Below are 19,483 nucleotides of genomic sequence, written 5' to 3'. Positions count from 1 at the left end.
CCGGTCGGGGGAACGAGGTGGGCGCCGCCGCTGTAGCGCCCACCTCGCATGTCAGCGCAGCCGCAGCTGCGCCGCCGACTCACCGAGCTTCTTGCCCTGCGCATCGATGACAGGAGGATCCATGACCCGCTCGATCACATGCAGTATCTCGCTCCTTGTCGCGTTTTCAATCGCTGGTTGCGGGTCGGACGACGACGCCGCCGACGGCTCGGGCGGCAGCGGAGGAAAAGGAAGCAGCAGCTCTTCGAGCAGCAGCAGCAGCTCTTCGAGCAGCAGCGGCAGCACCTCGGGCGCGGGCGGCACGGACGACCCGGACCCGAACGGCGGGGGAGGACAGGGCGGGACGGTCGATCCGGTCGGCACCGAAGGCGACGGCGATTTCGAGATCGGGCCTGACTACCAGGACGCCCCGGAGATCAAGAGGATCGACGGCGTTCCCCAGGGGCGGACGTTCACGTTCTTCCTGTCGTCCCGGGAGAGCGAGATCTTCACCGGCCACGATCCGACCTTGAACGACAACGCCAAAGGAGATTTCAACCGTCGCGTGGAGGTCGCGATCCCCGCGACGTACGTCGACGGCGCGGACGCGCCGTTCATGGTCGTCCAGGACGCGCGCGACAGGGACGAGATCATCAACACGATCAACAACCTCGTCGCGGACCCGAACAACCGCTTCCCGAGCGTCATCGCCATCTTCGCCGCGAGCGGAGGGGGCGACTCGTACGGCAGCGAGCGCGGGCTCGAATACGACACCATGTCGGACGCCTACCAGAGGTTCGTCGATACGGAGCTCCTTGAGGCGGTCAAGAACGACCGAGCCGTCCACGCCGCGTACCCGAACCTGAAGTTCACGAGCAACCCGGACGGCCGCGCCACGTACGGATGCAGCTCGGGCGGGGCGGCGGCGCTGACCATGGGCTGGTTCGGGCACGACACCTACCGCAAGATCGTCACCTACTCCGGCACGTTCGTCGACCAGCAGAACCCCCGCGCGCCCACCGAGGCCGAGTATCCCGACGGCGCCTGGGAGTACACGGAGGGGCTCATCCGGGACAATTCGCGCAAGCCGCTGCGCATCTTCCTGCAGGTCGGCGACAACGACCTCGGCAGCACCAGAGATGAAGCCAGCCACCACAACTGGGTGATGGCGAACCAGCGCGTGGCGGCGATCCTCAAGGAGAAGGGGTATCATTACCGCTTCGTCTACTCGAAGGGCGCCAGCCACTGCGACGGGAAAGTGATCAGGCAGACGCTCCCCGACACGCTGCGCTGGATGTGGCGGGGCTATCCGGCCGATTGACGCAGGGTGGTCCAGCCCATGCTGGGCCCCGCTGGCTGTGGGGGGGGAAGGCCGGTGGTCCACGCCGCAGCAGCAGCGGTGGTCCTCGTCCCCGCGCGCCTCTGGCCTCATACCTGGGCCTGGACACAGTCGGTCCACGAGGAGGACGCCATGAAGCGACGATGGGAGAGAGCGGGCATCGAGACGAGCGCGCTGGGCCTTGGGTGCTGGGCCATCGCGGGGAAGTGGAACGACCCGGGTGCGAGCTGGGAGTGGCACGGGACCGACGACGCGGAGTCGATCCGGGCCATCCGCGCCGGCATCGACGCCGGCGTCACGCTGCTCGACACCGCCGACGTGTACGGGTCGGGGCACAGCGAGGTCCTGGTCGGCAAGGCCATCCAGGGGATCCGCGACCGCGTCACCATTGCCACCAAGTTCGGTCACCTCTTCGACGAGGAGAAACACGCCAACCTGGGCAAGACCGACGCCAGCCCGGCGTACATCCGGCGCGCCGTGGAGGGGAGCCTGCGACGGCTGGGGACCGATCGGATCGACCTCTACCAGCTCCACATCTGGGAGCACCCGCCCGAGAGAGCCGGCGAGGTGGTGGAGGTGCTCGAGCAGCTCGTGAAGGAGGGGAAGATCCGCACGTACGGCTGGAGCACCGACGTGAAGGCCTCTGTCGAGGCCTTCGCCCGCGGTCCGCGCTGCGGCGCAGCCCAGATCCTGCTCAACGTGTTCGAGGGGAACGACCGGCTGATCGCCTACGGCGAGGGCAAGGGGCTGGCGCTCCTGTGCCGGAGCCCGCTGGCGATGGGCATGCTCTCGGGCCGGTACACGAAGGGCGAGACCTTGCCCCACGGCGACGTGCGGACCAGCAACGTCGCGTGGATCAGCTGGTTCAAGGACGGCAAGGTGAACCCCAACTACGTCCGCCGCCTGGAGGCCGCCCGCGAGATCCTGACCAGCGACGGCCGCACCCTGGTTCAGGGCGCGCTGGCGTGGATCTGGGCCAAGAGCCCGAACACCATCCCGATCCCCGGCTTCAAGAACGCGGCCCAGGCCGTGGAGAACGCGCGGGCCATGGAGAAGCGCCCGCTCACCCCCGAGCAGGCGCGCCAGGTGTCAGAGCTGGTGGCCTACGAGGATCGTAACCTGTAGAGCCCGCCCCTCGACTCCGCCCGTCCCGATCATGGCGCCCGAGGCGCGGAGGCGAAGGGCTCAGGGCGAGCGGAGCGCGCGGTCCGCGTTCCGCTCGATGAGGGTCCCAAGCAGCTCGAGCCCCTCGTCGAGCTTCTCGTCCGCCACGTTGCCGTAGCCGATCACCAGCGCGTTGCCCTCGCGGGGCGGCTCGGCCCGGAACTCGTCCTCGGTCGAGATCCGCAGCCCCTCCCCGCTGCAGGCGTCCGTGAAGGTCGGGCCGAAGCGCCGGTCGGCAAAACGCACGTGCAGGTGAAACCCGGTCTCGCTGCCGCCGGTGCGGGCCTCATCTCCGTACCGGGTCGCCAGGAAGGCGAGGATGGCTTCCATCCGGGCGCGGTAGCGCCGCTTCATGGCAAAGATATGGCGCTCGAGATGGCCCTCCTCGATGAAGTGGGCCAGCGTCCGCTGGTGCGGGATGGATCCCCGGAGGTTGGTGCGCCGCACCAGGTCCGCGATCGGGCCGACGAGGTGCGGTGGGGCGATGAGGTATCCGACCCGCACGAAGGGCGCCAGGCACTTCGAGAAGGTCCCCAGGTAGACGACGCGCTCGGCGTCGAGCGAGGCGAGCGGCGGGACCGGGCTGCCGCGGAAGCGGAACTCGGAGTCGTAATCGTCCTCGAGCACCAGCCCTTCCGCCGGGGCGCAGAGCTCCAGGAACTTCACCCGCCGCTTGAGCGGCAGGAGCGCGCCGGTCGGGAACTGGTGGGAGGGCGTCAGGTAAAAGAGCGCGCCGCGGGGCACCTCGCCCAGGCCGGACGGGAACGCGCCGGCGTCGTCGACGTGCACCGGGCGGCAGCGGAACCCGGCCGAGGCGAAGACGTCGCGGGCGAAGGTGAGCCCGGGCTCCTCGCAGAAGAGGGTCGTGGCGGGGAGGAGGCGCGAGAGCAGCGACAGGGAATGCGAGGTGCCGGAGGTGATGCAGATCTGCTCTGGATCGGCGGCCAGCCCGCGGAACCGGTACAGATAGTCGGAGATGGCCTGGCGCAGGCGAACATCGCCGAGCGGCGGGCCGTAGGAGAGGTCGGCGGCCTGCGCCAGCGAGATCGCGTCGTCGGCGGCGCGGCGCCACGTTTGCCGTGGAAAGCTGGCGAGATCGGGGATCCCGGGGGTGAAGTCGACGTGGATGGTGGCCCGGCGCCACGGGGGAGGCGCCGCCCCCGAGACGCTGGCGCGCGGCGCCCGCGCCGGCAGCGCGGCGGCGTAGGTCCCGTGGCCCGCGCGGGTCTCGAAATAGCCCTCTCCGGTGAGCTGCTCGTAGGCGTCCGTCACCAGCCGCCGGGAGATCCCCAGCTCCGCTGCCAGCTGGCGCGAGGGCGGCAACCTGGCGCCGGGCGCGAGCTCGCCGGCGACGACCGCCTTTCGCAGCCCATCCGCGAGCTGGAGCGCCAGCGAGCGCCGCGAGGCGCGATCGAGCACGATGCCGAACACGGAACCGAGGATAGTCCTTTTCTCGGCACCGTTCACGTGCGCATGTGAACCCGTTCACGTGCGCATGTGAACGGCGGACGACGGCACGACCAACACCTTCCCACGCGCGCGTGACGGCCGGAGCCCCTGCACCTCCGGAGGAACCTGGGTCATACTGAGGCGCCGCACGCTTCACGAGCACATGGATCGAGGAGGGATCGATGTCGAAAATTGCACTTGTCACCGGCGCGAACCAGGGCCTCGGCTACGCCATGGTCGCGCGTCTTTGCCAGGATCTGCCGGCGGGCAGCGCCGTCTACCTCGCGGCGCGTGATCCAGCGCGCGGCGAGGCGGCCGTGGCGACCCTGCGCGCGCAAGGCCTCGAGCCGTCGCTGGCCCGGCTGGACGTGACCGACGACGCCAGCGTCGAGGCCCTGGCGGAGACCGTGGCGCGCCAGCACGGCGGGATCGACATCGTGATCTCGAACGCGGCCGCGCGCATGGTGAAAGATCGGCCGCAGGCGGCCCAGGTCCGCACCTTCATCGACACGAACAACCATGGCACCTACCGGATGATCCGCGCCTTCGGCCCCCTGCTGCGCGACGGCGGACAGCTGCTCGTGGTCGCCAGCGCCTTCGGCTCCCTGCGCAACCTGGACCCGCGGCTCCACCACCACTTCGACCCCGCGACGCGATCGCTCGAGGACATCGAGCGCGTCATGGACGAGTACGTCGCGCTGGTCGAGCGCGGCGAGGCAGAGGCCCAGCACTGGCCCTCGTGGATCAACGTCCCGTCCAAGATCGCGCAGGTCGCCTCGATGAAGGTCTATGCGCGGCAGCGACAGGACGAGGCGGCGCGGCGCGGGCTGCTCATCGCCGCCCTCTGCCCCGGGCTCGTGGACACCGACGCGTCGCGCCCGTGGTTCGACGACATGTCGGCGGCGCAGTCGCCTGAGGAGGCCGCAAAGAACGTCCTCTGGATCTGCACGCAGCCCGCCGAGCCGCCGCTCCCCTACGGCGAGCTCGTGCAGCATCGCCGGCTCATTTCCTGGTTGTAACCCGACGACACAGCTGTTGCCGAGCCGAGGCGCGCCGCGGTCGCTCGCCTCCTTCTCCTCGGCTCGGCGGTGTACCCGCGGTCTCGGGGGCACAGAGGCCGGGCGCACCGACGCGTGCGTCGACGCCGTGTGGCCCTGCGCTATACTCGCCGGCCAACCACCAGAGGAGACAACTCACCATGGAGTACCGGTCGCTAGGAACCAGCGGGCTCAAGGTCCCCGTGCTCTGCCTCGGCGCAATGACCTTCGGGGAAGCGAACGAAAAGTCGTTCATGCACAACGTCGGCTGTGATGAGAAGACGTCGTTTGCGATCATGAGCCGGGCGCTCGAGCGAGGCGTGGGCTTCATCGACACCGCCGACGTCTACGGCCAGGACGGGCTGTCCGAGCGCGTCGTGGGCGCGTGGATGGCGGAGACCAAGAGCCGCGATCGCGTGGTGCTCGCCACCAAGTTCCGCTTCCGCATGGGCGAAGGGCCGAACTCCACCGGCGCGTCCCGCTATCGCATCGTCCGGACGGTGGAAGACAGCCTGCGGCGCCTCGGGACGGATCGCATCGATCTCTATCAGATCCACATGCAAGACATCGACACGCCGGAGGAGGAGACCCTGCGCGCGCTCGACGATCTCGTGAGGGCGGGCAAGGTCCTCTACCTGGGCGCGAGCAACTACGCGGCGTACCGCCTCACCGACAGCCAGTGGATCTCGAAGACCGAGCACCTCCATCGGTTCGTCGCGCTGCAGATGCAATACAGCCTGCTCGTGCGCGACCTCGAGCGCGAGCACATCCCGGTGTGCAAGCAATTCGGCATCGGCGTCCTCCCGTGGTCGCCGCTCGCCTCCGGCTTCCTGTCCGGGAAGTACGTGAAGGACCAGCCGCCGCCTCCAGGCGTGCGCCTCGAGAAATGGAAGCAGAACTTCGCCGATTTCGACAACGACCGCGGCTGGCGGACGCTCGACGCGGTGAACGCGATCGCGAAGGAGAAGCAGACGACGCCCGCGGCCGTCTCCCTCGCCTGGCTGCTCGCCAAGCCGACGGTCACGTCGGTCATCTTCGGCGCGCGCTCGCTCGAGCAGCTCGACGACAACCTCAAGGCCGCCGACGTGAAGCTCTCGGCCGAAGAGGTGCAGCGGCTCGACGACGCGAGCGCGTTCGAGCTCGGGTATCCCTACAAGTTCATCGCGAACGTCCAGAAGCGCTGGTGAACATCGATCGTCATCCCTGAGCGCTCGCGGCGCGCGCCCCCCCCGCCGGGGGCGGCGCGCGCCGCGCCCCCCTTACTTGCCGCCCTCGACCGGAAGCCCCTCGGCCCGCAGCGCCCCCTGCACCGCGGGGCGCGCGGCCACCCGCCGCTGGTACGCGAGCAAATTGGGGAAGTTCGACAGGTCGAGCTTGACGAAATTCGACCAGTTGGTGACCGTGAAAAGGTAGGCGTCGGCCACGGTGAACTGCTCGCCGAACAGGTAGGGCCCCTTCGCGAGCGCCGCCTCGATCACGCCGTAGCGCTTGCGCAGGTACTCCTCGCTCTCCTGCCGCTGCTCGGGCGAGGTCTTCGGTTTGAAGAGCGGGCCGTAGGTCTTGTGCAGCTCAGAGTTGATGTACCCGAGCATCTCTTGCACGCGGTAGCGAGCCATCGTGCCCGGCGGCGGCACGAGCTTCGCTTCGGGCTTCTGGTCGGCCAGGTACTGAACGATGGCCGGCCCCTCGGTCAAGACCTCGCCGCCGTCGAGCTCGAGCGCGGGGACGTACCCCTTCGGGTTGATGGCCGAAAAATCGCGGCCCGACGACGTCTTCTTGGACGCGAGGTCGACCTTGTCGAGCGTCAGCTCGATGCCGACCTCACGGGCGACGACGTGCGGAGACAGAGAGCAGGCACCGGGGAAGAAATACAGTTTCATAGAAGCATCCCTCGAATCATGTGGTGTTGATGAGATACCCGAACGCCCCCGCCCCGGCGACGCGACCCCGGGCGTTCGGGGCGGCGAGGGGCTGACGGGCGCGGAGATCGGCGAAGCCTCAGCGCGCCCCGACGAAGCCCGTCGCTTCGGCGAGGGCCGCGGCGCGCCAGCCCCGATCGCTCAGGGCCGGCGCCATCGAGACCAGCAAGCTAGCGCGCGAAGTTACTCTTGGATACTCGCTGGGTGCTAGATACCTGAAAAAGGGGTATCTTCGAGGTTACCCATGGCACTGCCGGTCCGAAAAAATCGCGTCCCCCCGCCGCCCCTCTGCCCGCTGACGCTGTGCATGGCGCTCTTGCGCGGAGCCTGGGCGCCGAACGTCATCTGGTCGCTCAGCGGGCAGCCGCGCCGGTTCGGCGAGCTGCGCGTCGACATCCCGCAGATCTCGGCGCGGGTGCTGAGCGCGCGCCTGCGCGAGCTCGAGGCCAGGGGCGTGGTCAGCCGCCGCGTCATGCCCACCTCGCCGCCCTCGGTCGAGTACGAGCTCACCCCACTCGGCCAAGAGCTGGTGCCCGCGCTCCGCGCCATCGCCGAGGTCGGCACAAAGCTCAACGTCCGCGGGCCTCACGCCTTGCCGGGGCCCGGGGCACGCCCGCGCAAGCGCGCGGCCGCCCCGGCGCGAAGCCACGCCGCCTGAGAGCGGGGCCGGCCCCCCCGCACCCGCTCGGCCGGCGCCCGCGTCAGAACCGAAGGTAGGCCTTCGCCCGGCGTCGCGCGGCCCGACCTCGCGGCCGCCGCCGCGGCGACGCCGCCCCCCCGGACCATCGGCCCCGCCCGCCCAGGCCTCCTGGACGCAAGATTCTGTCCCGGTCACGCCTTGCGCCGCGGCTGCGCCTTCGGCTTCTCGGCGGCCTCGGTGATCAGGCGGGCGAGCATCGTGCGGTGGCAGTGCTCCGGATCCACGCAGGCCGAGGAGCAGAGCAGCGTCATCACCTCGCCGCCCTGCACGCGCCGCGCGAGCTCGGCGATCCGCTCCTTCTGGGCCCGCATCTCCGCGAGGTAGCGCCGCCGGTACTCGCCCCAGGTGAGCGGCGGCCCGTGCTTGCCATAGAACGCGGCGTGGAGCTCGGCGGTGGGGCCGAGGTCCTTCCACCACTCCTGCCAGGTCTCATCCTCCTTGCGGACGCCGCGCGGGCGATAGCGACAGACGAGGATCCGCGTGCCGTCATCGGGCTCGGCTGGGTCGTTCCACCGCTTGGTCTTGATGTGCATGCCGAACCCTGGATCACCGGCCGGGGATCGGCATCAAGAGGATGGGGGTGGAGCCGAAGCCGGGGGCCGGCGCTGCGGTAGCCGTGGGCTTGGAGCGCGACGGCGCGCCGCTCGCGCCCCCCTCGGAGGCGAGTGCCCCGGCCGCGCAGAGCGGTCCGCGCACGAGCCTCGGCACCGGCGTCACCGAGCCACTTCATGAGCGCATCGGATCGACCATGGCTCCGTGGAGCTCGCGGAGCTTCTTTTTGTGATCTGTGTATTTTGCACGAATCTCCTTGACGCTCCGGGAGGGGCGACTATATGCATAGTACACATATCTGAAGCGCAGTCGAACACGACGTGGCTCCTTACCAAGCGCCCGGACCCCACGCTCGTGAGGGATCCGGCTGCCCGGAGGTCTCATGCCTGCCTCAATACGTCCGCGTTCCGTCGCCCGAGTTTCGCTGTCCGCCCTCACCCTCGCCCTCGCCCTGCCAGCCGCCGCCTCGTTCACCGGCTGCTCCGGGGGCGACGACGAGCCCACGGAGCCCCAGGCTGCCGGGAGCAGCCCCACGTTTCACAAAGACGTCGAGCCCATCCTGCAGAAGAGCTGCATGGGCTGCCACTCCGCGGGCAACATCGCGCCCTTCAGCCTCACCGCGTACGACGAGGCCAAGGCTGTCGCGGCGCTCATGGTCCAGACGACCAAGGCGGGCACGATGCCGCCCTTCGCCGTGCGTGACACGGACGAGTGCTCGACCCGTCACGCGTGGAAGGGCGACATCCGCCTCTCCGACGAGGAGATCAGCACGCTGGAGGCCTGGAGCAAGGCCGGCACCCCCAAGGGGGATCCGAAGGACGCGCCCGCCTCGTTCGTGCCGAAGAGCCCCGACCTGCCGGGCATGACCCTCGAGGTTCATCCGAACGAGCCCTACGTCACCTCCGGTGAGCAGGACGAGTTCCGCTGCTTCGTCATCGATCCCGGGCTCACCGAGGACCAGTACCTCAATGGTGTACAGATGGTGCCCGGCAACCACAAGGTCGTTCACCATGGGATCATCTCCATCGATCCGGAGGGGAAGTCCGCGAGCCTGGCCGGCCCCGACGGGAGCTTTCCGTGCGGCGCCGGCGAGGTCCCGAACGGCGTGGACGTGGGATCGCTCGAGATGCTCACAGCCTGGGCTCCCGGCGCCGACCCGGTCGATCTGCCCGAGGGGGTGGGTCAGCTGATCCCGAAGGGGTCGCTCATCATGATGCAGATCCACTACCACCCCGCCGGCACGACGGCCGACCCGGACCTGACGCACATCCAGCTCAGGCTCACCAAAGAGAAGCCGAAGTACGCCTTCCTGTACCGGCTGATCGGCAACTTCGATTTTCCGGTCGGCGAGCTTGGCGTCGGGCTGCTACCGGGTCCGGGCGACAAGAACGGCGTCGAGTTCCTGATCCCCGCGGACAGCAAGAACCACGTGGAGACGCAGCAGTTCACGATCCCGGCCCCGGACGCGCCCGTACCGCCAGAGTTGACGTTCCCGCCGGGCACGCGCATCTATGGCCACTTTCTGCACATGCACTACCTGGGCTTCGACGAGAAGGTGACGGTCACGCGGGCGAACGGCTCACCCGATCAACCCAAGGAGGAGTGCCTGGCGCACGCGCCGAAGTGGGAGTTCGGCTGGCAGCGCTCGTACTCGTACGACGCGCCCATCGAGGCGCTCCCGACGCTCGATCCGGGCGATGTGCTCCAGGTCCGGTGCTCGTACAACAACTCGACGAAGAACCCGTACGTGGTCAAGGCGCTCAAGGAGGCGAAGTTGAACGCGACGATCGACGTGGCCTACGGCGAGGGGAGCACGTTCGACGAGATGTGCGTCGCCGGGCTCTCGCTCGTGTACCCGATGCCCTGACGGGAGCGGAGTGCTCCAGCAAGCGGTACCCGAAGCGGCAGGTGAAGATCATCCGTCACGGCAGGCGGCGCATGCGCAGCACGTAGGTGTACGGCGGGATCCCGTGCTCGGCGCGAAACGCACGGCAGAGCTGGAAGCGATCGAGCCCGGCCGCCGCCGCCAGCTCGTCGAGCCCTCGCTGCCGGTGAAGCTCGTCGGCGTCCCCGCCGGCGCCTGGCTCTTCGCCTACAGCTTCGTCTCGCCCTTCTTGCCCCCGACGGTGCTGGCGCCGGCGTCGATCTTGATGATGGTCTGGTTCGCGCTCATCGCCTGGCAGAACGGCAGCCAGCCGTCAGCGGTCGACACGACCTCATCCAGGTAGAAGCGGTTCCACGCCATCTTGCCGTCGCGCGCGGTGGAGATCACCACGCCACGCAAGGTGATCGGCTCACCGTCGGTCGTCGTACCGATCATCCCCCACTCCGACCAGGTCTGGCCGGACTCCGCGTCGAAGCTGGTCCTCACCTGCACCGGTCCTGTGCGTGGGGAGGGGGTCCAAACGCCTTTGCGAAGGCAAGTGCCCACTCGCCCCGACGTTCGGTTGACATGATCGCACAACCACGACGTGGTCGTGCCATCCAGAAAACCCTAGTAATTTTAGCGGGTATGCGTGTCCCGTTGGGCTCAGCGGTTACCGCTCTACTGTACGCGCCTCCGGAGTGGCGTCGCCGAGATCTGCGCCGCCCACGTCGCCGAGGACGGCCAGGGGAGTGATATCGCGCCGGCTTGACCGCGGCCAAGGTGGCCTGTACCGTCTGGCCACCATCGTTGCAAGATTTGCTCGATACGGCGAGTCAATAGGAGCGAAACCATCATGAGCGGGCGTGCGTCAAACGACAGATCCGGGCTGAAACAATACTTCCAGTTCGGCGACGGGCCGTTCCTCAAAGGGGCCGGGACCAGGTCGCCGGAGGCGTGGTTCCTGGGCCCGAAGGCTGAGAACGCTGACGAGTTCGAGAGGCTCATCGTAGAGGCCATCCGGGATCACTCGTTCTGGCGGCGGAACTTCCACCCTCAGGATCCCACGCACATCACCGAGCAGTCCAAGCGACACCCGTCCTACCTCCACGCGATGGACTCGCTGAAGGACAACTTTCGGTCGCTCATGTCGTTCCTCAAGAAATCGGTGCCCTTCTTCAGCGATCGGTACCAGGGGCACATGAACTGGGACACCTCGATCCCCAGCGTGCTCGGCTACTTCGCTGCGATGCTCTACAACCCCAACAACGTCGCGTTCGAAGGATCCACGGCGACCACGATCCTGGAGATGCTCGTGGGCGACGATCTCTGCCGGATGCTCGGCTATACGCTGCCGGACGAGGGCGCCGGCGAGAAGGCTGTTCGACCCTGGGGGCACATCACTTGCGGCGGTACGGTCGCGAACGTCGAGGCGATCTGGTCCTCCAGGAACTTGAAGTTCTACCCGTTGTCGCTCCGGGATGCGCTGAAGTCCGAGCCGAGCCTCTCGGCGGCGCGTGAGCTCGTCGTGACCACGTGCGACGGCAGGCGCGCGCTGCTCGGCGCGCTCGACGCCTGGTCGCTCCTGAACCTCAAGGTGGACGAGATTCTTGCGCTGCCCGCGCGCCTCACGCAGGAATACGGCATCTCGAGCGATACGATCACTGCGGCGATGGCGGGCCACTCCCTCCAGCACCTGGGGATCCAGGAGCTCTACCGGCGATGTGGAGCGGACCTGCCGTGCTCGCCTGTGTTTCTCGTCCCCGCCACGAAGCATTACTCATTCCCCAAGGCAGCGGCGGTGCTGGGCATCGGCTCGGCGAACGTGCTCGACATCCCGGTGGACTGCGACGCGCGGATGAGCCTCTCCGCGCTGGAGGCGGCGCTGAAGCGTTGCCTCGACGAGCGGCGGCCGGTCTACACCGTGGTGAGCGTCGTCGGGAGCACGGAGGAGAGCGCGGTCGATCCGCTGAAGGCGATCCTCGACCTGCGCCATAGATTTCAGAAGGAGGGGCTCTCGTTCACGGTCCACGCAGACGCCGCATGGGGCGGCTATTTCGCCTCGATCCTCCGCCCTGACGAGGGGCCGCGCGCGACGCACGCGCCCTCGGGGCCTGCGGCCGAGATCGGAATGAGCAGGTACGTGACGGCGCAGCTCTCGGCGCTCGGCCGGGCGGATTCGATCACGGTGGACCCGCACAAATCGGGCTATGTCCCTTACCCGGCCGGGGCGCTCTGCTACCGGAACTCGGCGATGCGCGACATGGTGACGTTCAAGGCCCCCTACATCGTCCACGGGGACGCGGAGCCGACCGTGGGGATCTATGGGCTCGAAGGGTCGAAGCCAGGCGCCGCGGTGGCGGCGGTCTACCTGAGCCACAAGGTCATCCGGCCCACCCGGAGCGGGTATGGGCAGATCCACCGGAAGGCCCTGTTCAACTGCAAGCGGTTCTACGCGCGGCTCCTCTGCTTGGCTCGCCCGGAAGATCGGTTCGTCATCGTCCCGGTCCCGCGGCTGCCAGCGGAGATGGGGGGCGGCGACGCGGAGAGCGAGCTGCAGTTCATCCGCGAGCGCATCGACCGACGGAGCCTCGAGGAGCTCCTGGCCGACCCCGAGGCGATGGCGCTGCTGCCGGAGCTCGGTCCCGATCAGAACATCCTCACCTACGCCGTCAACTTTAAGCACCCAGACGGCTCGATCAACACCAATCTCGAGATGATGAACCGATTGAACAAGGCGATCTATGATCTCTTGAGCATCGCCCCCGGGGACGACATCTATCACTACCGGATGATCGTGAGCACGACGGACTTCAGCGAGGAGCAGTACGGGAAGATCTTCATCGAGGACTACAAGCGGCGCCTCGGGGTCTCGGCGTCACTGGGCTCGACCGTGACGGTGCTGAGGTCCACGATGATGGCGCCCTGGCTCCTGGAGTCTCCCGAGGGGTGCATCCTGGACGTGCTGGAGCTCGAGCTGCGCGACGCGATCTTCAAAGCGATGATGCGCGACTCGATGCTCCAGGTCTTCGAGGAGATCGACAAGAATCGGGATGGCGCCCTCGACGTGGCTGAGATCATGGCAAATTTTCGCGAGAAGGGCTTCCGCGATGGCGAGATTGACGAGTTTTTGCAGGTCTGCGACCTCGACAGGAACGGCACTGTGTCGGTGAGCGAGTTCCTCGGAGCGTTCTCGCACTTCCTGGTGAAGGCGAAGCTCTCGGGGAGAGAGGCGAAGATGTAGCCAGGCGAAGGGTAGTCTCGCCGCCCGGCTCGAGGTCGAGCCCCGGTGGCGGGCGGCGTCACGGCTCGATGAGCAGCCTCCCGCCGATCACGCCCGGCAAGCGCCGGGCGTCGCCGGCAGAGCGCCGGGCTTCAGGGCACGATGGTCCCGGTCACCGCGACGTCGTCGACCTGCGCGGTCCCGGTGAGTGAGCCGCTCGCCGACGTGGCCACGACGCCCACGTACACCGTCGAGCTCATGCTGATGGTCGCGCTGCCCACCGAGGTCCAGCTCGCCCCGTCGGTCGAGCGATAGACCTGGAACGTGCTCCCGGTGCGCTGGACCTTCAGCCACCGCGGCGCGGTCTCGCTCTGGGTCGCGGTGGAGCTCGAGGTCGAGCCGCCGCTCGACGTCCTGCGCTGGAAGCGGATCGTGCTGCTCGGCGTCACGGCCACGGTCGCGTGCTTCGGGTTCGTGTTCAGGGTCTCCCGGATGGTCACCCCCGCGAGCGCCGAGGCGCTCGTGTTCTCGAGGCTCACCACGCGCGCGACGATCGTGGCGTCGCCGTTCACCTTGACCCACGAGAAGCGGAATGCGTCCGCCGTGCCCGTGATGCCCGCGCCCGAGCCCTCGATCGCGAAGTTGTCGACCCACCGGCTCGTGCTGCCGGGCGCCGCCGGGGCGCCGACGTCCTGAGAGGTCCACGACAGCGCAGAGACGTTCCGGTGCTGGCTCAGCGGCCACGCCGGGAGGACCGATGACGACACGAACTGGGAGCGATACACGAGCTCCTGCGGATCGGTCCCGGCCGGCGCGGACCACGTGAACGAGGTGCCCGCCCCCGTCGTGCCGACCCAGCCGTAACCCGACACCCAGTGCCGCACCTGGAGGCCAGGCACGCTCGCGAGCGCCCCGGGCACGGACTGCGCGGGGAACACGTACTGGTTCGCGGACGGGTTCGACACGGCGTCAGGCGTCCAGCTGATCGGCCAGAGGTCGGGGACCGTGACCGGGAACGTCGCGTCCGGCTGCACGATCAGCTCGTAGTTCCCCGCGTCAGCGCCCCAGACAGAGAACTTCCACGTCCCGGGGCCGAGCGTGACCTTCGACACGTTCACGTCGCCGGACCAGATCCAGAACGCGTCCAGCGAGCCGGGGGCGCTCTGGTTGTAGACGTCGAACCAGGCGGCGTACGTGTCCAGGGAGCGGAGCTGGAACCGCACGGTCGTCGTGGAGGTCAGGTTGATCGAGAAGTGATCCCAGTCGTCGCCGCCCGAGGAGCCCCGGATGCGCGCCGGGAACCCGACCGCCTGCGCCGCGGACTGGTCGTTCGGGAAGTCGCCGCTCTCCTGGACGAGCACATCGTCTTTCACGCCGTTGCAGTTGTCGTCGACGTTGTTGACCGTCTCGACGGCGCTCGGCTTGATCGCCGCGTTCGTGTCGTTGCAGTCGCCCTTCTGCCTCGTGAAGCCGTCGGCGTCGGCGTCGCTGCAGTACGGGTTCGTGGCGCCGAACTGGGCCGTCAAGCTCGCCCGGAGGCTCGTGGAGACGGGCCAGTTCCAGGCGTCGTAGAAGCAGGACAGGTTCGCCTGCACGCCCAGGCTGAGCGTCTCCAGCAGGAACTCGCGGCGCTGCTCGTAGGTGAGGCCGTCCCACACATAGCCGCGGCTCTGGACCAGCGATCGCGCCTGCTGCACCCAGTTCCTGAGCGGCTGCTTGACGCCGAACAGCTCGAAGACCCGGAGCGCGATGCCGGACTGCGTGTGCACGGAGAGGCTCTGCGCCGACCAGCCGCCGGCCGGGTCGCAGGCCTGGTTCGCGATGCACGTCTGCCAGCTCGCGCCGGGGAACTCCTCGTAGGGCGTCAGCCGCTCCTTGCGCTTGAACGTCATGAACTCGGGGTTCGTCAGCGCCTGCCCGTTGCCGCGCGGGCTGCCGCCGCGCTCCAGGTAGACGTGGGTGGGGTCGTCCAGGACCTCGGTCCAGGCGTGCGCGGAGTCCGCGTTGGTGAACAGGAACGGGCTCAGCGAGTCGAAGTTGTGGTTCAGCTCGTGGTTGATGACGTTGATGCCGCTCTCGCCCCTCAGCGCGTCGGGGACGATCTCGATGCCCTTCGCATTCACGTACCCGCAGCCGTAACCGCACGTGACGTCGATGACGGCGATCCTCAAGAGCCCTGTCCCCGGGGGCTCTGCGCCCGTGATCTCGGCCTTGGTCTTGTAGAGGAGGTCGGCGTCGTCGATGACCTGCCGGACCCGCGCGAGCCCGACCTCGTCGAGCAGGGCCTGCGACAGGAGCAGCGCGGTGTGCTTGCCGTTGAACTGCCGCAGCGAGTACGAAGCGGAGTCGAAGGCCACATACGTGACGGTGGTCCCGTCGGGGAGGTTCCGCAGGAGGGCGAACGGCGAGGGACCGCCGTCCTTCGGCGGCATGAGGTAGTCCCGGGTGAGGCCGAGCTCCGAGGGGGCGGGCACCGCGCGCTCGGAGGGATGGGCCGGCAGCGACGAGGCCTGCTCCTCGGCCGGCGCGGCGCTCCGGTCGGCGTCTGGCTCGCTGATCTCGACGGCGCAGCCGCCGAGCACGAGCAGCCCTGCCGAGAGCGCGGCGCCCCGGGAGGCGATGCTCGCCCACCGGCTGCGCGTCATTTCGCGATTCTGTCGGTTACGATTGGACATTCTGTAACTCCGGTACGTCATGGCGACGCGCGAAGGCCGGCGGCGGTGATCGTCGATCTTCGATCGTCGCGCGCCGGACACCGCGCATCGGCTCTACGCAATCGGCTCGACGCAGAGCGACAGGAGGTATAGAATGCGCGTTTGTTAAGAAGGATTAAGTAACGTTCAGAACGTAGAGGCGCGCGGCTCCTGTGAGCCGGCGCGGACGCGGACAGGAACCCTTTTCAATACGCATTCGCGGGGGCGTCGGGCCGATGCCGCGCCCCGGTGGGGACGCCGGCGTGACCCTGGAGGTGCGCAGCGCCGGGGGCGGGCCGCTTGCTCGCGGGCGCGTCAGGCGGCGGAGCTGGTGGAGGCGCCGAGCGGCTCGGCGGGGAGCTCGCGCTCCCTGGCGGCGGGGACGAGCTTGGGGGCGGTCTTGAGGTGGGTGGCGTACAGGGTGAGGCCCGTGAAGGTGATGCCGCCGAGCATGTTGCCGACGACGGTCGGGATCTCGTTCCACACGATGTAGTCCATGATCGAGAACTTGCCGCCCATGAGCATGGCCGACGGGAACAGGAACATGTTCACCACGGAGTGCTCGAACGTCATCGCGAAGAACAGCATGATGGGCATCCACATCGCCGTCACCTTGCCGCCGACGGTGTTGGAGATCATCGCGCCGACCACGCCGGTGGAGACCATCCAGTTGCAGAGCACGCCGCGCACGAAGAGCGTCAGCATGCCGGCGGCGCCAAACTCCTTGTAGCCGAGCGTGCGCGCCTCGCCGATGCCGGAGATGGCCTTGCCGACGGCGCTCGGCTCCGTGGAGAAGCCGAAGGTGAAGACGACCGCCATCATCACGGCGACGGTGAAGGCGCCGGCGAAGTTGCCCGTGAAGACCAGGCCCCAGTTGCGCAGGACGCCGCCCAGGGTGACGCCCTTGCGGCGATCGATCAGCGCCAGCGGCGACAACACGAACACACCCGTGAGCAGATCGAAGCCCAGCAGGTACAGCATGCAGAAGCCGACCGGGAACAGCATCGCACCGATGATCGGGTAGCCCGTCTGCTGGGTGACCATCACCGCGAAGACGGCGGCGAGCGCGAGCAGCGCGCCGGCCATGTAGGCCCGGATCAACGTGTCCCGGGTCGACATGAAGACCTTGGACTCGCCCGCGTCGACCATCTTTTTGACAAATTCTGTCGGCGCCAGATAGGACATAAGCTTGGCTTTCCTCCGTGAAGACGTGACCGGCGAGAGGACTCGAGCTTGGCGCGCCCGCCCCTGGCTGGCCGCGCCGCGCTGGCCGGCGCGGCCTGGGCGGCAGCGCGCACGGCTCGCCCCGGCGTGTGCCGGAGCGATCGAGCTCCCACGACGTCCCACGGAATGTAGACGTGGCTGCGTTTCGTCAATGTTTCCGTCGACGATCGATATGGGATTTATCGAGAGGCGAGGCTCGGGGCCGGCGCCGGCGGTCGAGCGAGGCGCCGGCTGCTTGAGGTCCCGAGCCGCACCGGACGCGCGCAGGGTCGCCGCGCGGGGGGCGCGGGGCCGGAGAGGCCGCGAATCGCGGTCATCACTACTTCCCGATCCCGTGAGCGCGACCTTCGCTCCGAAGTCACTCAATGAGGTCGTGCGTGCGGAGGTGAGCTGTAATTATCCACCGTCCGCTTTCTTCCATTCCTGTTCGCCGGAATCACCCGAAGACGCGCGCATGGTGGCGAGCGCTGCTCGAGCGCCTGGAGAGCTTCCGTTTCGAGGAGAAGGGTTCCCGCCGGCCGCGCCGTCTACGGCACGGGCTCGACGTCGAACGTCGCCGTCGAGACACCCTGTCCGTCATACGAATCGCCGATGACGCGCAGGCGGTAGAGCGCCGTGTGGTCCGCGTTCCACACGAGGAGGCCGAGCCCGATGACGGACGACTGCTCGGTCGTGTGCGTCGTCGCCGCGCTCAGGTACGTCCTCTGCTCCCAGGTGCCCGTGAGCCCCGCCGGGCAGGTGTCGACCTCCGTCGGGACGTCGCCCAGCGCGCTGAAGGTCCCCTTCGCGCAGAGGGAGCCCGGCGTGGGCGAGGAGAGCGAGAGCATCATCGCCTGATAGAGGCTCAGGTCGCCGCCGCCCGCGACGATGGCGCCGTCGGCGAGCCGCACGCCGTCGCTCTCGGTCGCGACCGACGGCGTCACGAGCGTCACCCGCCTCGGTCCCGTCGATTCCTCCGGGACGGCTTCCGTACCACCGCACCCGACGACGAACAGCAACGACAACGACAGCCATGCGCGCATCGAACGCCTCTCCATGCGATGACCAGCGGAGGAAAGGGCCCCCCGGACAGCCAGGCTAACACGGCGCGCGGCGCGCACGGAGAGCCGCGGGAAGCGGGGGCCCGAAAGACACGCCGGCCGGCCTGGTTTCAGGCCGACCGGCTACAGGAGAGTGCATGGAAACCGTCGAGCGTGCCTCGACCAGCGAGCCCCCGGCTCCGGCTCCTCTCCGCCCCCGGCACCGAACAACCCGCGCCGGCCACCGACGAGGAGATCCTCCCGACGCCGCTCGACCGCAGGAGCTGCGATGAAGCACGACGACGTTCACCCCGCCGCGTCGAGCGCGGCCGCGACACTCGAGGTGGAGGCGCTCCTGCAGGCGCTGCTGGCGCAGCCGGTGCCGCCCCTGTCCTGGGCGCAGGAGATGCACCTCGAGCGGCGCGTCGCCTCCCGCATCGATCAGCGCGCCGCCGAGGCCGCGGAGCGGGGTGCCCGCGCCGCCCGACGGCCGCCTCTCCGCGGCCCCGCGACCGCGCTCGCCGCGGTGCTGGCCGCGGTCGTCCTCAGCGAGGTTGTCGTGCTTCGGGCGCGCCCTCCGGCCCCCGCGGCCGCGCGGGTGACCGCCCTCCAGGGCTCGGTCGAGATTGCCTCCGGCGGCGCGACGCGCTCGCCGCCATCGCTCGCCACGGTACCGCTCGCGAGCGAGGACGAGCTGCGGACCGGCGAGCAGGCGACGGCGAGCGCATCGCTGGCGACGGGCGCGACGATCGAGGTCGGGCCTTCGACCCGCGTGAGGTTCACGTCGACGGGCGCCGGGCAGGACCGCTCCGACGACGTCGTCGCCCTGGAGCGCGGCCGGGTCTCGGTCGCGGCGCCGCCGCTCGCGGCGGGCATGACGCTGTCGGTCCGCACCCCGGACACCACCATCACGGTCCACGGCACGCGCTTCTCGGTCGAGCGGCTGGTCGGCCCGGCGGGCGAGCCTGCAGAGACCCGCGTCTCGGTGGTGGAGGGGCGGGTCGCCGTGCGCCACGGCGCGGTCGAGCGCTTCGTCGGCCGGGGCGAGACGTGGTCGTCCCGCGGCGCGGAGCCCGGGGTGGCGCCGCCGGCGGGCGACGCGCAGGCGCCGCCGCGAGGGGCCGAGCCGCAAGGGGCCGATCGGGACCAGCCCGCCCGCAACGAGGCCGCGGCAGGCGCGTCGAGCGCCCCGCGCGATCCGCCCGAGGCCCCGGCGGACTCCTCGCTGTCCGTACAGAACCATTAGCGTGGAATGCGTTTCATGACGTGAGCCGCGCGGGCGCTGTGGCGGCGGGGGCTGACCTGACGGCCGCTTCCGGGC

15 protein-coding genes are annotated in these 19,483 nt (G+C 69.0%); 8 read left to right on the top strand and 7 right to left on the bottom strand.

The features are described from left to right. Positions 1-121 precede the first annotated feature (121 nt). Complete coding sequence (locus WMF43_RS01295; protein ID WP_437676850.1) at positions 122-1,300, top strand: alpha/beta hydrolase; 1,179 nt, start codon at positions 122-124, stop codon at positions 1,298-1,300. A gap of 150 nt (positions 1,301-1,450) precedes the next feature. Further along, the gene (locus WMF43_RS01290) at positions 1,451-2,443 is read left to right on the top strand and encodes an aldo/keto reductase (RefSeq protein ID WP_437676848.1); all 993 of its coding nucleotides are present in this window, start codon (positions 1,451-1,453) and stop codon (positions 2,441-2,443) included. Between the two features lie 60 nt (positions 2,444-2,503). On the opposite strand, the gene WMF43_RS01285 is transcribed toward WMF43_RS01290, so the two are convergent. Continuing rightward, positions 2,504-3,913 carry a PLP-dependent aminotransferase family protein gene (locus tag WMF43_RS01285; RefSeq protein ID WP_437676846.1) on the bottom strand — a complete coding sequence of 470 codons (1,410 nt, stop codon included), beginning with the start codon at positions 3,911-3,913 and terminating at the stop codon, positions 2,504-2,506. 200 nt (positions 3,914-4,113) lie between these two features. Here WMF43_RS01285 and WMF43_RS01280 point away from each other — a divergent pair, with 200 nt between their 5' ends. After that, complete coding sequence (locus WMF43_RS01280; RefSeq protein ID WP_437676845.1) at positions 4,114-4,950, top strand: SDR family NAD(P)-dependent oxidoreductase; 837 nt, start codon at positions 4,114-4,116, stop codon at positions 4,948-4,950. Between the two features lie 179 nt (positions 4,951-5,129). Further along, positions 5,130-6,155, top strand: a complete 1,026-nt coding sequence (locus WMF43_RS01275; protein WP_437676843.1) for an aldo/keto reductase — start codon at positions 5,130-5,132, stop codon at positions 6,153-6,155. Between the two features lie 72 nt (positions 6,156-6,227). On the opposite strand, the gene gstA is transcribed toward WMF43_RS01275, so the two are convergent. Beyond that, positions 6,228-6,848 (bottom strand): glutathione transferase GstA, encoded by a 621-nt coding sequence (gstA, locus tag WMF43_RS01270; protein WP_437676841.1) that lies wholly within the window; start codon positions 6,846-6,848, stop codon positions 6,228-6,230. A 283-nt stretch (positions 6,849-7,131) separates the two neighbouring features. Between gstA and WMF43_RS01265 the strand changes: the two genes are divergently transcribed. Continuing rightward, entirely contained in the window at positions 7,132-7,545 is a 414-nt protein-coding gene (locus WMF43_RS01265; protein WP_437676839.1) for a winged helix-turn-helix transcriptional regulator, read from the top strand. A gap of 173 nt (positions 7,546-7,718) precedes the next feature. Here WMF43_RS01265 and WMF43_RS01260 read toward each other — a convergent pair whose 3' ends face one another. Continuing rightward, complete coding sequence (locus WMF43_RS01260; RefSeq protein ID WP_437676837.1) at positions 7,719-8,120, bottom strand: DUF488 domain-containing protein; 402 nt, start codon at positions 8,118-8,120, stop codon at positions 7,719-7,721. Between the two features lie 401 nt (positions 8,121-8,521). Here WMF43_RS01260 and WMF43_RS01255 point away from each other — a divergent pair, with 401 nt between their 5' ends. After that, complete coding sequence (locus WMF43_RS01255; protein WP_437676835.1) at positions 8,522-10,006, top strand: hypothetical protein; 1,485 nt, start codon at positions 8,522-8,524, stop codon at positions 10,004-10,006. Positions 10,007-10,231: 225 nt separating this feature from the next. Here the strand turns inward: WMF43_RS01255 and WMF43_RS01250 are convergent, their stop codons facing one another. Beyond that, positions 10,232-10,510 carry a hypothetical protein gene (locus tag WMF43_RS01250; RefSeq protein WP_437676833.1) on the bottom strand — a complete coding sequence of 93 codons (279 nt, stop codon included), beginning with the start codon at positions 10,508-10,510 and terminating at the stop codon, positions 10,232-10,234. 349 nt (positions 10,511-10,859) lie between these two features. Between WMF43_RS01250 and WMF43_RS01245 the strand changes: the two genes are divergently transcribed. Then, positions 10,860-13,247, top strand: coding sequence for a pyridoxal-dependent decarboxylase (locus tag WMF43_RS01245; protein WP_437676831.1), 2,388 nt, complete (start codon positions 10,860-10,862; stop codon positions 13,245-13,247). Between the two features lie 131 nt (positions 13,248-13,378). Here WMF43_RS01245 and WMF43_RS01240 read toward each other — a convergent pair whose 3' ends face one another. From WMF43_RS01240 to WMF43_RS01230, 3 genes are all read right to left on the bottom strand, one after another. Beyond that, on the bottom strand, positions 13,379-15,871 hold the full coding sequence (locus WMF43_RS01240; RefSeq protein ID WP_437676830.1) for a MopE-related protein: 2,493 nt from the start codon (positions 15,869-15,871) through the stop codon (positions 13,379-13,381). A gap of 363 nt (positions 15,872-16,234) precedes the next feature. Further along, positions 16,235-17,104, bottom strand: coding sequence for a formate/nitrite transporter family protein (locus WMF43_RS01235; RefSeq protein ID WP_437676828.1), 870 nt, complete (start codon positions 17,102-17,104; stop codon positions 16,235-16,237). Positions 17,105-17,670: 566 nt separating this feature from the next. Then, the gene (locus WMF43_RS01230) at positions 17,671-18,165 is read right to left on the bottom strand and encodes a hypothetical protein (protein WP_437676826.1); all 495 of its coding nucleotides are present in this window, start codon (positions 18,163-18,165) and stop codon (positions 17,671-17,673) included. A 286-nt stretch (positions 18,166-18,451) separates the two neighbouring features. Here WMF43_RS01230 and WMF43_RS01225 point away from each other — a divergent pair, with 286 nt between their 5' ends. Continuing rightward, positions 18,452-19,408: a FecR domain-containing protein gene (locus WMF43_RS01225; RefSeq protein WP_437676825.1), complete on the top strand. Its 957-nt coding sequence runs from the start codon at positions 18,452-18,454 to the stop codon at positions 19,406-19,408. The last annotated feature ends 75 nt before the right edge of the window (positions 19,409-19,483 follow it).

It is taken from the genome of Sorangium sp. So ce131 (assembly GCF_051519095.1).
Taxonomy (GTDB): domain Bacteria; phylum Myxococcota_A; class Polyangia; order Polyangiales; family Polyangiaceae; genus Sorangium.
The sequence above is the reverse complement of the archived record's forward strand: the minus strand, read 5'-3'. Positions and strand labels throughout refer to the sequence as shown.